Source organism: Paraburkholderia sp. SECH4 (genome assembly GCF_030511745.1).
GTDB lineage: Bacteria > Pseudomonadota > Gammaproteobacteria > Burkholderiales > Burkholderiaceae > Paraburkholderia > Paraburkholderia madseniana.
This window is the reverse complement of sequence record NZ_JALOCP010000020.1, coordinates 78,125-91,495: the sequence shown is the minus strand read 5'-3', so window position 1 is coordinate 91,495 and position 13,371 is coordinate 78,125. Positions and strand designations below refer to the sequence as shown.

Here is a 13,371-nt window from a genome sequence, read left to right as displayed (position 1 = left end):
CTGGGAGCGCGCATTGAAGCTCGATCCTGTTTCTCTCAAGCTTTTCGTACGCGTAGTGGATGAAGGACGATCGCCGGTGCGGCCGAGCTCGAGCATATTGCCGCGCCCGCTGTCAGCAAGCGCCTCAGAGAACTCGAAGAGGTCTTCGGCACGCCGCTACTCACGCGGACAAACAAGGGTATTGCGCCGACGGCGGCCGGCGTCAACCTGTCGATACTCGCGCGCGACGTGCTAGACGACTTACGCAATATCGCTCTGCAGATGAAAGCATACTCGGACGGTCTGCGAGGATCCGTGCGCGTGCTCGTCAATATCTCGGCGATTTCGACCTTCATGCCACCCATCGTCAAATCGTTTAGCGAGCGCTATCCGGACGTCAATATCTCGCTGTTGGAACGCGATAGCCTTGCCATCACCGAGAGCGTGGCAGAAAACGTTGCGGAGATCGGCGTCTTTACGCGCCTGCCGCGTAGCGCCGACATCGAAGTTCATCCGTTCCGCACCGATGAGCTAAAGGTTCTCGTCCCGTCCGCTCATTCGTTGGCGAAGCGCCGGCATGTCACGTTCTCGGAAACGCTCGACTATGAACATGTGGTGCTCCGCGCAGGCACGCATCTGCGCTTCCAGATGATGACGGAGGCGAGCAAGGCAGGAAAAACGCTGCGGGCGAAGGTCCAGGTATCGTCGTACGACGCGCTGAGCAGGATGGTGCAGGTCGGCATGGGAGTCGGCATATTACCCGCGAGCAACGCGGACCTGTACCGCTTGCCGGGTACGCGCGTATTGAAGCTCGATGAGACGTGGGCGAAGCGGGAACTTGTCGTATGCGTGCGCCGCGCGGATGCTAGTGATAGGGTTATTGAAAGGTTGTTCGGAGAAACCTGAACACGCTGTAAATCAGACGCAGCCGCTTTCCCGCCAATGTACTGAGGATGTGTTCCATAGGGGAGGTCGACGGACCCGGCGGTAGTCATCCACGATATCCGTCAGAAAGGCATCGTTTGAGGAATCCGCTAGCCGGCAGTAGTGCGGGCGTGTGCATCGTGATGCCGGTTGTGTCATGTAGGCGTGGCGTGCACATTCCGTGGGAACGCCCGCGCTGTCTTGGAGGACGACACTATTATGTGCTCCACTTCGATCGGTCGCCTTGCTATCTCCAGTTCCACGTCCACCGCCGGTAGGGTGACGACAAGCGCCACAGGGGCGGAACTGGCGCAGCGAGCGCGCGTCGGTAATGGTTACATGGGGACCTTCTATCAATAGTGGGTTTGTGTCACAGCGGCTAGCGGAGTTGCCCGCCTGCCGCTGGATTTCGACGCGCTTATACAGTCACGACGATCTTGCCGAACTGACCGTTCGATTCAAGGTAGCGGTGCGCCTCGACCATTTCATTGAACGTGAATGTCTTGTCAATCATCGGCTTCAACGCGCCGGATGCGAGACCAGCGAGGATGAAGTCAACTGCAGCCTTTTGACGGACTGGGTCGCTACTGGTGTTCCAGATCGTGTAACCGACAATAGTCGGCAGCTTAATCAGCAGATCCAAGTAGGACAGCTGCGATGGCTCCTCGCTCAGCGCGCCGTATACGAGCAGAATACCGTTCGTCGTCATAGCCTCGATCAGCTTGCCGAGGCTAGGGCCGCCGACGGGATCGAACACTACGCGCGCGCCAACACCGTCAGTGATGCGCAGCACCTCGGCCACCATGTCTTGTTCTTCGGTGGCGATGACGAAGGCGGCACCGGCGTCGAGGAGTTGTTCGCGCTTGGCGCCGGTGCGGGTCAGCGCGATCGGTGTAGCCCCGACCATATTTGCCAGCTGAATTGCGGCTATGCCCACGCTACTCGATGCCGCCGGAATCAACACCACGTCGCCCGCACCCAGCTTGGCTGCCTCGATGAAGGCACCGTAGACGGTGATGAACATCATCCAGATCGACGACGCCTGCTCGAACGTCAGCGATGGCGGATGTGGCACGACGGCCGACACCGGCGCGAGGACCAGTTCACCGTACATGCCGTACTGGTTCTGCGAAAATGCTGGCACTGTGTTGACGGCGTCGCCAACTGCAAACTGCGTGACGCCAGGACCCACCGCATCGACGATACCGGCCGCCTCGTAACCAAGTCGGGCCGGCAGCTTGACTTCCTCGATATATGCGCCGGCGCGCCACATGGATTCGGCGCGGTTCAAGCCGATGGCCTTGACGCAGATGCGTACTTCGCCGGCTGCCGGCTCCGCGACGTTCACGTCCTTGTAGGAAAGCACTTCAGGGCCGCCGGTGGTGGCAAATTGAATAATACGTGACATGGTAAGCCTGTAATTTGGTGGTATGCCGCAGCTAATTGCACGAGCCGAGCCGGAAGCAGGGGCGCTTCCATCACAGCCATCTCTTTCTCGATCAAGCTGTTGGCCCGATGAACCAATGAAACAGCGGGTTATATTGGACCTGCTCCATCAACTGCCGCTCCGAGCGAACGCTGTAGAGCACTTGCAGCAGCATCGCGCGCAGTGGATGATCGGCCGGAACAAAGTCCTTCAGCTTGCGCAAGGTGAATAGGTTCTCGGTGAAGGTGGTGCCGCGCATGCTTCGCTCAAAGTGGTCTGCTCAACAGTAACAACGTTTGAACGGACCGTTCGGGTGATTTGGTGGGGAGGTATTTCCGCAGCCTGCTAGGTGAGGCAACGGTAATGCGTTCAGGCAGCATCTGCGTAGAACGGATAGTCCGTGTAACCAACTTCCGTGCCGCCGAAGAAGGACTCGCGGTCATATGGATTGAGCGGCCAGCCTTTGCGCAGGCGCTCCGGCAGATCGGGATTGGCGATGAAGTGGCGGCCGAATGCGACGAGGTCAGCGTCACCGGCTTCCAGAATGTCATTAGCAGATTGCCCGTCGAAGCCACCAGCGACGATGATAGTGCCGCTGAAGTACTTTCGGAGCAGGCGCGCCGCCGCAGGCGTTTGACTCCATTTTTCGTCCTCGATCACCCCCAGGATGCGCGGCTCGATCAGGTGTAGGTACGCGAGATCCAGCTTATCCAGTTCGCGCGCGACGTGGGTGAACAGCACTTCCGGATCACTGTCGCCCATGTCGCCAAACCTGCCACTCGGACCGAGGCGCACTGCTACGCGATCGCTGCCCCAGACCGAAATCACAGCATTCACGATTTCCAACAGGAAGCGGCTACGGTTTTCAATTGAGCCACCGTAGTTGTCAGTGCGCTTGTTGCTACTATCTTGCAGGAACTGATCCAGCAGATAGCCGTTAGCACCATGCAGTTCAACACCATCAAAACCAGCTAAAATGCCACGCTTAGCCGCTAAGCGGAAACTTTCCACCAACTCCTTGATTTCAGCGATGGTCAGTTCTTTGGGGGGAGTGTTTTCCATCCAGCCCGCTTTTCCAAAAGCGACTCCACCATGCTCGACGACGGAAGGCGCCACCGGCTGACCGCCCCCTGGCTGCAGTTCACTGTTGGACTGACGACCTGCGTGATAGAGCTGCAGGAAGATCTTCCCACCTTTGGCATGAACTGCATCGGTCACGAGTTTCCAGCCTGCAATCTGGCTATCGTCGTAGAGTCCGGGAGCACCCAAGTAGCCATTGCCGTTGGGCGCGGTAATGGTGGCTTCGCCAATCAGGAAGCCGCCTTCGGAAGTACGTTGGGCATAGTATTCAGCCATCAGCTTGCCTGGAATGGCGCCTGGTTCGGCGCGCATGCGGGTGAGCGGTGCAAGGACTACGCGATGGGCGATTTTGTGTGGGCCTACTTGGACGCTGGTATGCAGTTTCGACATGATGTCGGTTCCTCAAAGTGATTCGTCTTGTGCAATGTAGGGCTTCGGCCTACTTAGAAAAATACCCTGCGATGCCGAACACATCGGAAAAAATGTCCGCAATGTTGGATCGCAATACACTGGATGCGCTAAAGCAGCCGCCATTTCGGACAGGAAGTGCTTATGGACAGCATGAGTGGAATTTCGATGTTTGTGCAAGTTGCTGAGACGCGCAGCTTTACCGCAGCGGGGCGACAGCTGGGTGTTTCATCCTCTGCGGTTGGCAAGGCCATCGCCAGGATGGAAGAACGGTTACGCGTGCGATTGTTCAACCGCAGCACTCGGAGCATCACGCTGACCGCAGAGGGAACCGTTTTCCTGGAACACTGCCGCCGCATCCTGAGCGAGGTTGATGCTGCCGAGGCCGAGCTGTCGGGTCTGGCTGGCAATCCGCGTGGGCGCTTGCGCGTGGGCACGCCCCAATTGGCCGGTTTGATGATGCCGGTCTTCGATGGCTTCATGGAACGCTATCCGGAAATTGAACTGGACATCGAAATGTCCGACCGCATGGTTGATGTCATTGAGGATGGCTTCGATGCCGTTATCAGGACCGGCGAACTAAACGACTCGCGCCTGACGGCGCGCCGTTTGGGTTCTTGTTCGTATGTGCTGGTTGCATCGCCCACCTATTTCAAGCGTCATGGCGTACCTACCGGACCGCGCGAGCTTGAGGGCCACTTCTGCTTGCTGCACAAATGGACTTCCACGGGAAAGCTAGACCGCTGGCACCTCCGGTTTGATGCATCCGAGTCCGAGTTGGTCCTTCGCGAGACCATGACGTCGAACACCATCGAGCCACTTGCTCACGCCGCCATTCTGGGCAGGGGCATTGCGTGCCTGCCAGCCTTCCTGGTGCATGATGCGTTGCAATGCGGTCAGCTAATAACAGTGCTGGATGACTATGTGGATCGCGAAGTTGTCTTCTGGATACTATGGCCGGCTAGCCGCTATGCTTCGCCCAAGCTGCGCGTTTTCATTGAGTACATAAGCGAGCACTTGCACATCTGATGCCTTTATGGTGCGAGTTGGATACGCACGCGTTCACGGTTGGACTTATCGGTGCCGTCGATGCGCATGTAGAACCGGATTCCGCGCGCCTGAAGTGCAGCCATCAGCCACGAGGCGGGATAGCCGCGGTCAAGCACGAGCAGATCATTTTCGCCCAGCAGTTCGAGATGCTCGAACAGCATCTGCCGCTCGCCGGTATCGGTGCCATACAACGTCGCCCGCAGTATCATCTCGATTAGTTGAAATGTACGGATGTTTGGTCCGCAAGGTGAAAGGTTGGATGTTGGTTTGGTTACCAAAAGGTTGCGTGGGGACGTCGTCGACAATGCTGATACGTTTCTGACTTGCGGACTCGTAGGCCTTGGTCTGATTCAGGGATTACGCCCGGCACTGCAGCCGTACATTCACTCGGGTGGGGTTACGGAGATCCTGCCCCAAGTAAAGGTTCCGCCGAAGCCCATCTCGGTGGTAATCACAGACCGACGGCACAGAACGCCGAAAGTCGATGTCTTCATGAGATGGTTGGAAGAATTGCTCGCTGAGCAAGAGCTCAGCTGATGCAATTGTTATTGCCCAGGAAACAATGTAGTTCCTGACCGCCCGTTTACCGTGGCAGTGGTCGCACATAAAGTAGTCGCATCACAAATCTCGCGCGCAGCAGGTCCGGGCCCGCTGCGCGCATCTTGATCCGGAGGGTTAGATGAATATCAGCATTATCGGTGCAGGCAATATCGGCAAGGTGCTCGCGGGCCGCTTCGTTGAAAAAGGGCACGCGGTACGTATCACCAATGCGCGCGGCGGCGCATCGCTGCAAGCCGTCGCGCAGGAAACGGGCGCGACGGTAAGCAACGTGCAGGACATGATCGAGGACGCGGACGTGATCGTCGTCACGATACCTCTCGTCAACGTCCCGCAACTGCCGAAGGGATTCCTCGACAAGGCGAAGCCTTCGGCCGTCGTGATCGATACGTGCAACTACTATCCGCGCCATCGCGATGGGAAAATCGAAGGAATTGAGGCAGGCACCACCGAAAGCCGTTGGGTCGAGGAACAGATCGACCATCCCGTCGTCAAGGTGTTCAACAACATCTACGCCGCGCATCTCGAAGGCATGGGCAAGCCGGCGGGTGCGCCTGGGCGCATTGCATTGCCCGTCGCGGGCGACGACCCGAAAGAGAAGCAGATCGTGTTCAAGCTTGTCGACGACATGGGCTTCGACGCGGTGGACACTGGCACCATCGCCGAGTCATGGCGTCAACAGCCGAACACGCCGGTCTACACGGGAGACTTCGACGCGCAAGGCGTAAAGGACGCGCTCGTACGCGCATCTAAGGAGCGAACCGTGGACTGGAAGGCGACGCCGTCCAGTCCCGGCACGTTCGATCGCCCGGCCTGAACGTCGTGGAGTAGAGCAGGCGCGGCTTTCAATTCGACGTTGGGTCGCGGATCATCCGCACTCAAGCCAGCGCATTGCCGCGCTTGCCGACAGGCAATTCGCGCGCGACGACATACTCGGGATCGCGCGACTGCTTTGCGAAGATCGTCGGTTTTGTTATTGCCCAGGAAACAATGTAGTTCCTGACCGCCCGTTTACCGTGGCAGTGGTCTGTATCGGTCAGCGGAGCCCGTGTTGACGGCGCGCGCGGTTAGATGTCAACAATCTTCCGCAGCAGAGCGTATGAGACCCGCCAATGGCCTTCCGAATCATTGACGGCGATAGACGCAGTTTTCGCGTTGAGCCGGACGATGATGCCGACTCGCTCGCTCAGATGTTTGTCGGTGAAGCCAACGGTGTCTCCAACGAAGAATTCCTCTCGCTGAGCTCGCGGTGGCGGCGACGGAGGCGCGTGAGTCGGACCGCGCGCAGTGTCAGGGACAACTGCCTCGTATAGTACCGACCAACGCTGACGGCTCTGGTTGTCTTGGATCACTGCCTGGGTTTGCCGTAGCTCCACCACGGTTCCATGCGAAAGTGGTGCGAGCGGGTCGCCCCCGATATAGCTGACTCAATGCAATGTGACGTCGGACGTGGCCATTGCGTTTCGCGTTACGGGCAATGCGCCTGCCACACAGCGTTTGCTTGACCTGTGCGGCGAAGCCGGTCAGCGAGCCGTAAAAGAGCGTCGGTCGACGTCCCGATAAGACGAGCCGCCGCCCGCTTCGAGCAGGTATCGCGCGTGCGCCTGCCGGCGTTTTGAGTGGCACGCGCACCTCCAACCGATTTCCGCTTGCTCGCCGAACGATCCACGCAGTGTTCCGAGTGCAGCATCGTGGACCGTGCATTGGAAATGCGAATGGTGATTGCTGACGCCCTCACTGTCGCGTACAGGTACCGTCGGGACGCGGCGATTCCATCGCTTATAGAGGAAATCGGATAGATTGCGGATACCCGTATGGGATGACCTCACCGCAGAGCAGGTATATTTCGACCGACTTTGATCCGGATCGGCGCTCTCCGTGAATCCAGCATGGCGGTGAGGCGGGTGGCAACGTATCACGGAGTGACGGTTGCGAGTCCCGCATACTTTGCCCAGTACGGCACGCTATAGACACTTGAAGACTTGGGAATGCACGTACATTCGTGATTAGTCTCGAGCGAAATTGACGGAGTAGTGGACTAGCCTTGCCGTCGTTGAGCGGTCGCGCGGTCCAGTTCGCAAAATTCACGGTCAGACAAAGTAATCGCGCCGGCCGCCACGTTCTCTTCCAGATGCGTGACCCGGGAGGTGCCCGGTATCGGCAGTATCACCGGACTGCGCTGCAATAGCCACGCGAGGGCGATCTGCCCGACGCTCGCGTGATGGTTGCGCGCGATTGTGTCGAGTAGCGATCCGGGGCGGGTCAGCTCGCCCGCAGCCAGCGGAAACCACGGGATAAAGCCAATGCCGTGGGCCGTGCAGTAATCGAGCACGTCTTCACTACCGCGGTCACCGAGGTTGAAGCGGTTTTGCACGGTCGCCACCTTGAAATATTTCGACGCAGCCTTGATGTCGGCAACCGAGACTTCACTCAGGCCGGCGTGCCGGATCACGCCGCTGTCGATCAGGTGGCGCACTGCGCCAAACTGCTCATCGCGCGGCACTGCGGGGTCGATGCGATGCAACTGCCATAGGCCGATCTGTTCGATACCGAGGCGCTGCAGGCTGCCGTGCGCTTGCTGAATCAGGTACTCAGGCCGGCCGTGCGGGGTCCACTGGTTGGGACCTGTGCGCGCGAATCCCGCCTTGGTCGCCACGAGCATCTCGGCGCTATACGGATGCAACGCCTCGCGGATCAACTCCTCCGAAACGTTCGGCCCATACGAGTCCGCCGTGTCGATGAAATTCACTTCGAGTTCGGGCAAGCGGCGCAGCACGCGAATGGCTTCGGCGCGATCGGTGGGTGCGCCCCAGATACCCGGGCCAGTGATTCGCATTGCGCCAAAGCCGAGCCGCCTGATTTCCGTGTCGTCGCCAATTTTGAAAGTAGGATTTTGGATATTCATGTTCGCCTTTACTGCTTGTGTTAGACCGATTGAGGGTGCACTACCCGCCGGGACAGGGATAGTGCCGGTTTGAAGCAGGCTGTCCCGGCGCCAGCATTTTCGTCGTGGACATCTAAGACATCCGAAGCACTTTCCCCTGACTTGACGATGTGGCCGATAAGTGACCGATAAGCGCCCCGTGATCTGAGGCAAACGTCTGCCGCGCGGTAGCGGTACCTTATGCGGCAGTGACCGCACCGTTTTGCACCCGAACCAACTGCTTGCCGACGCTGGCTGTCAGGATCAGCGCCGCGACCTCGCAGAGAGCGGCGGTCCAACCCAGGTTGTTCACCGAGGTGAAACTCAAGGTCAGGGAACCGAGTGTGGCGCCGAGCGAAAAGCCGAGATACATGAACGAAGCGTTCAGTGACAGGGCAATTGGTGTGCCGCGCAACCCGGTGAGATTGATCAGTCCTGCTTGCTGAGCAGGGTAGAAGGACCAGTGAGCAATGCCCCAGGCCACGACACCGATCAGGATGGGGACCAACGCCAATTTCTTAGGTAGCCAGTGCGCGCTAGCCGACATGAGCGAGAACGCGAGGATCGACACGCTCAGGCACGGGATGATCACGCGGCTCGGACCGAGGCGATCCACTGCCTTGCCGCCGATGAACACGCCGATAGCTGCCGCAACGCCCCAGGTGAACAGCACGTAACCGATTTGTGCCCCGTGCAACGGCGTGGTCTTCGCAACGAACAGTGCCAGGTACGTGTAGATCGTATAGGCGCCCGTCGCCCAAAGCGTGGTGACGAGCAAGGTCATCAGAATGACCGGCTGGCGCGCGACCTGGCTACGCTCGCGCAGCGTGGCAACCGGCAATCCTGCGCCGATGCTGCGCGGCAGGCCGAGCAGCAGACCTGCCGTGGCCGCGGCCGACAGGGCGGCGACGCCCGCGAAGGTCATGCGCCAGCCGAGCCGATCCCCGATCAATGCGCCCAGCGGCACGCCAAAGGCAACCGCGATCGTGATGCCGCCGTTGACGATGGCGAGCGCCTTGCCACGCTGTTCCGGACCGGCAATGGCGCCAGCCAGCGCGTTGGCGCCGGGCACATACAGACCGGCGGCTGCGGCGAGCAGGACGCGCGCCGCCATCAGTTCCCAATAGTTCTGGGCAGCCCAGGCGAGGATATTCGCCACCGTGAAGGCAGACAGCGACAGGATCATAAGCGTGCGCCGATGGAGCGTGCCGGTCAGTGCCGTCAGGATCGGCGAGCTGAGCGCGTAGGCCAAGGCAAACACCGTGACGAGCTGGCCTGCCGCGACAATGCTGATATGCAGGTCTGTGGCAATGTCGCGCAACAGACCTGCAATCATGAAGCTCTCTGTGCCGACCGCGAATGTCCCTAACGCGAGCCAGAAAAGCGGCGAGAGGGACGTAGGCTGGGCCGTGGCGGTCATCGCGTGCTCCGTTTACGCTGCTACCGTTTCGTCGCTATAAAACGGATAGTCGGTATAGCCGACGTCGGTGCCGCCAAAGAAGGTGGGGCGGTCGTACGGGTTCAGCGGCAACTGAAGGCGCAGGCGCTCGGGCAGATCCGGGTTGGCGATGAAGTCGCGGCCAAATGCGACCAGGTCGGCGTCGCCAGCCTGCAGGACGGCTTCGGCGGTAGCGGCCTTGAACCCGCCGGCGGCGATGATGACGCCCTTGTAGTGCTTGCGGATCAGTTGCGCGGCGACCGGGTTCGGATCCTTGCTGTCGTCGTCGACGTTGCCCAGCACACGCGGCTCGATCAGGTGCAGATAGGCCAGGTTCAGTTTCGCCAGTTCCTGTGCTACGTAAGTGAAGAGTGCCTTCGGGTTGCTGTCAGACATATCGCCAAAACTGCCGCTCGGGCCAAGGCGCACGGCGACGCGGTCGCTGCCCCACACCGAGATGACGGCTTGCGTCGCTTCCATCAGGAAGCGGGCACGGTTTTCGAATGAACCGCCGTAAATGTCGGTGCGCTTGTTGCTGCCGTCCTGCAGGAATTGATCGAACAGATAGCCATTGGCGGCGTGCAGTTCGACGCCGTCGAAGCCGGCCTGTTTGCCGCGAATCGCGGCCGTGCGGAAGCGCTCCACCAGTTCGGCGATTTCGGGGATGGTCAGCGCGCGGCTCGGCGTGTTCGGAATCCAGCCCGCTTCAGTGTAGGCAACGCCGCCATGCGGCACGGCGGAGGGCGCCACCGGCTGCCCGCCACCTGGTTGCAACTGGCTGTTGGACTGGCGCCCGGCGTGATACAGCTGCAGGAAGATGCGCCCGCCTTTGGCGTGCACGGCGTCCGTCACCTGTTTCCAACCGACGATCTGGCTGTCATCGTAGAGGCCGGGCGCACCGAGGTAGCCGTTGCCATTGGGTGCGGCGATGGTGGCTTCACCGATCAGGAAACCGCCTTCTGACGCGCGCTGCGCATAGTACTCGGCCATCAACGGGCCGGGCCGGGCGCCTTGTTCGGCACGCATGCGGGTGAGCGGTGCCAGCACGACGCGATGGGCAAATTGGTAAGGACCGACTTTGACTGCGGAATGAAGTTTGGACATGACTGCCTCGAGATTGGGTGGCTGGTGACGCTTGATCATCAGCGGGCTTTCGACCTTGAGGAGCAGTGTATGGACGAACGGGGATAAGAAAAATGGGCTAAGGTTCCGAATATATCGGACAATGTAGTCCGCAATCGGCTCGTTCGCTGCTGCAGAACGAGTCGCAGTTGGGTTTCGAACGCTCGCGTGCATCGCCCGCTGGCACAAATCGGCCTCAGGCCTCGGGATGCGGCAATGGATAGCCTCAGCGGTATTTCGGTGTTCGTGCAGGTGGCGGAAACCCGCAGCTTTACCGAGACGGGACGGCTGCTCGGCGTATCGTCTTCGGCGGTCGGCAAAAGTGTTGCGCGCACTGAGGAGCGCCTCGGCGTGCGGCTCTTTCACCGCAGCACGCGCAGCATCACGTTGACGGCCGAGGGGGCATTGTTCCTAGAACGGTGCAGGCGCGTCCTCGGCGAGCTCGAAGCGGCGGAAGCCGAACTGTCCGATGCCGCTGGCAGTCCGCGCGGCAGATTGCGGATCAGCACGCCGCAACTGTCCGAGCTGATCATGCCGGCGCTGGACGGCTTCATGCTGCAATACCCGGACATCGAACTCGACGTCGATCTGTCCGATCGCATGGTGGACATCATCGAAGAAGGCTTCGATGCGGTCATACGCACGGGCGAGCAGCACGACTCGAGGCTGGTGTCGCGGCGCCTCGGTTCCTGCGGTCAGGTGCTGGTCGCTTCGCCCGGCTATCTTGAGAAGTACGGCGTACCCAAGCATCCGTCCGAACTCGCTAAGCACGCCTGTCTGCTGCATAAATTCCCCGCGAGCGGCAAACTGGAACCTTGGCCGTTTCAGCTCGCTGCGTCGGAAGCGGAGCCGGAGTTGCCGCAAACCTTCGTCGCCAACACCATTGAAGTGCTGGGCTTTCTGGCGCTTCAGAACAAGGGGCTTGCCTTCGTGCCGACCTTCCTCGTGCGCGACGCGCTGGCGAGCGGTGCGTTACAGATCGTGCTCGACGATTTCATCGACCAGACCGTCACCTTCTGGATCTTGTGGCCGGCAAGCCGTTACGCTTCGCCGAAGCTGCGCGTCTTTATCGACTACGTCAGCCAGAATCTGCGGATTTGACCTGACAGGGGCGGCAAAGAATCGGATAAAAGTCTCGACACAGGACTGAAGTGTCCGAAATGATCGGAACCTCAGCCTGTTTATCTCCAATCTCCTGAACTCTACTATCGCCCTGTCGCTGCACAGATGGTCTGCCCAGCGTCAAACTGGAGAGTTCTTGTGAACAGTATCGTCAGTCGAGCTACAGGCTCCGGTAAAATCAGGGTCGGCGTCGTCGGGCTGGGCAACTGGTCGGAATATGGGCACCTGCCTTCGCTGCAACTGCTGCCGGAATATGAACTGACGGCCGTGTATAGCCGCAGCGCGGAAAAGGCGGCAGCGCTGGTCGCGCGTCATGGATTCAAATACGCCGCAGCCTCGTTGCAGGAACTGGTATCGCATCCGGAAGTCGATCTCGTGCTCGTGTTGACGCCCGCGTTCCAGCACGAAGAGGGCATCCGCGCGGCCATCGAGGCCGGCAAGGACGTCTACTGCGAATGGCCGCTGACGCCGAGTACAGCGTTGTCGAAGGAGTTGCTCGCGTTGGCCGACAAAGCAGGCGTGCGCACCATCGTGGGCCTGCAACGGCGCCTCAATCCAGGCTACCGCTATGTGCGCGATCTACTGGACCAGGGCGAAATCGGCGAAGTCCGTTCGGTGCGCCTGCATGTGAGTGTCGAGTACTTCCAGCGCGAACGGCCCGCTTCGCTGTATTTCACGATCCCCGAAAAGAATTTCTCCAGCCTGCTGTCGATCTACGGCGGCCACTTCCTGGATGCCTTGTTCACGACGATGGTTGGCTATCCTCAGAGCTTGTCCGCGCTGACTGTCAACCAGTTTAAGGAAGTCACGCTGGTTGAAACCGGAGAAACATTTCCGCATACGAGTGCCGACCAGGTCGTGCTGGCAGGGACTTTCGCCAATGGCGCCGTGCTGACGGTCCATATCGAGGCGGGGAAGCGCAATAACTTCGGTATGCAGCTCGACGTGACAGGCAGTAAGGGCGACCTGAAAATCTGGAACACCACCAGCTTCGGCGACGCCTTCAACCGCTTCGAAATCGCGCAGGGCGACCGGCAGCCGCTTACTCAACTGACGATTCCTGCGGAATATGACTGGCTGCCGCCAAGCGAACTTGGCGCGAGTGTGCTGGAATTGGCGAACCTGTACGCCGCCCATGCACGCGATGTCAAAACTGGTTCAACGCTTGCGCCCACTTTCGCGGATGCGATCCGGATGCATGAACTGATGGACCAGATCGCGGAATCGAATCGCACGGGCCAGCGTGTCCCGCTTTCGTTCAGCAGGCCTGGTTAAGCGGGGCAGCCGGCTCAGGCGCTGACGCCGGTTTCAGTCTTTGAGCGGCTCCGTCGTCCGTTTTCG

The 13,371-nt window shown here is 59.9% G+C and carries 11 protein-coding genes and 2 pseudogenes; 6 read left to right on the top strand and 7 right to left on the bottom strand.

The genetic code is table 11. The annotated features are described in order from the left end of the window. Window positions 1–69: 69 nt before the first annotated feature. Window positions 70–141: pseudogene (locus M0D67_RS42120) on the top strand (hypothetical protein); the annotation flags it as partial. Window positions 142–261: 120 nt separating this feature from the next. Continuing rightward, complete coding sequence (locus M0D67_RS24885) at window positions 262–885, top strand: LysR substrate-binding domain-containing protein (RefSeq protein ID WP_266240113.1); 624 nt, start codon at window positions 262–264, stop codon at window positions 883–885. A gap of 436 nt (window positions 886–1,321) precedes the next feature. Here M0D67_RS24885 and M0D67_RS24880 read toward each other — a convergent pair whose 3' ends face one another. The 3 genes and pseudogenes from M0D67_RS24880 to M0D67_RS24870 form a co-directional block, all read right to left on the bottom strand. Further along, window positions 1,322–2,311, bottom strand: a complete 990-nt coding sequence (locus M0D67_RS24880) for a zinc-dependent alcohol dehydrogenase family protein (protein ID WP_266240112.1) — start codon at window positions 2,309–2,311, stop codon at window positions 1,322–1,324. Window positions 2,312–2,414: 103 nt separating this feature from the next. Continuing rightward, window positions 2,415–2,588, bottom strand: a pseudogene (locus tag M0D67_RS24875) (transposase); the annotation flags it as partial. A 110-nt stretch (window positions 2,589–2,698) separates the two neighbouring features. Beyond that, on the bottom strand, window positions 2,699–3,799 hold the full coding sequence (locus M0D67_RS24870; RefSeq protein ID WP_266240111.1) for an alkene reductase: 1,101 nt from the start codon (window positions 3,797–3,799) through the stop codon (window positions 2,699–2,701). A gap of 162 nt (window positions 3,800–3,961) precedes the next feature. Between M0D67_RS24870 and M0D67_RS24865 the strand changes: the two genes are divergently transcribed. Next, window positions 3,962–4,846 (top strand): LysR family transcriptional regulator, encoded by an 885-nt coding sequence (locus tag M0D67_RS24865; RefSeq protein ID WP_266240110.1) that lies wholly within the window; start codon window positions 3,962–3,964, stop codon window positions 4,844–4,846. 5 nt (window positions 4,847–4,851) lie between these two features. Here M0D67_RS24865 and M0D67_RS24860 read toward each other — a convergent pair whose 3' ends face one another. Continuing rightward, complete coding sequence (locus M0D67_RS24860; protein WP_266240109.1) at window positions 4,852–5,172, bottom strand: hypothetical protein; 321 nt, start codon at window positions 5,170–5,172, stop codon at window positions 4,852–4,854. A 374-nt stretch (window positions 5,173–5,546) separates the two neighbouring features. Between M0D67_RS24860 and M0D67_RS24855 the strand changes: the two genes are divergently transcribed. Beyond that, on the top strand, window positions 5,547–6,242 hold the full coding sequence (locus M0D67_RS24855; protein WP_266240108.1) for an NADPH-dependent F420 reductase: 696 nt from the start codon (window positions 5,547–5,549) through the stop codon (window positions 6,240–6,242). A 1,221-nt stretch (window positions 6,243–7,463) separates the two neighbouring features. Here M0D67_RS24855 and M0D67_RS24850 read toward each other — a convergent pair. The 3 genes from M0D67_RS24850 to M0D67_RS24840 all read right to left on the bottom strand — a co-directional run bounded on the left by M0D67_RS24850 (window position 7,464) and on the right by M0D67_RS24840 (window position 10,890). After that, the gene (locus M0D67_RS24850; RefSeq protein ID WP_266240107.1) at window positions 7,464–8,330 is read right to left on the bottom strand and encodes an aldo/keto reductase; all 867 of its coding nucleotides are present in this window, start codon (window positions 8,328–8,330) and stop codon (window positions 7,464–7,466) included. Window positions 8,331–8,547: 217 nt separating this feature from the next. Next, window positions 8,548–9,768 (bottom strand): MFS transporter, encoded by a 1,221-nt coding sequence (locus M0D67_RS24845; protein ID WP_266240106.1) that lies wholly within the window; start codon window positions 9,766–9,768, stop codon window positions 8,548–8,550. A gap of 12 nt (window positions 9,769–9,780) precedes the next feature. Continuing rightward, window positions 9,781–10,890, bottom strand: coding sequence for an alkene reductase (locus tag M0D67_RS24840; protein ID WP_266240105.1), 1,110 nt, complete (start codon window positions 10,888–10,890; stop codon window positions 9,781–9,783). A gap of 234 nt (window positions 10,891–11,124) precedes the next feature. On the opposite strand from M0D67_RS24840, the gene M0D67_RS24835 reads away from it, so the two are divergent. Then, a complete protein-coding gene (locus M0D67_RS24835; protein ID WP_266240104.1) occupies window positions 11,125–12,009 on the top strand; it encodes a LysR substrate-binding domain-containing protein in 885 nt (294 codons plus the stop codon). Between the two features lie 159 nt (window positions 12,010–12,168). Beyond that, window positions 12,169–13,305 (top strand): Gfo/Idh/MocA family protein, encoded by a 1,137-nt coding sequence (locus tag M0D67_RS24830; protein WP_266240103.1) that lies wholly within the window; start codon window positions 12,169–12,171, stop codon window positions 13,303–13,305. Window positions 13,306–13,371: the final 66 nt, after the last annotated feature.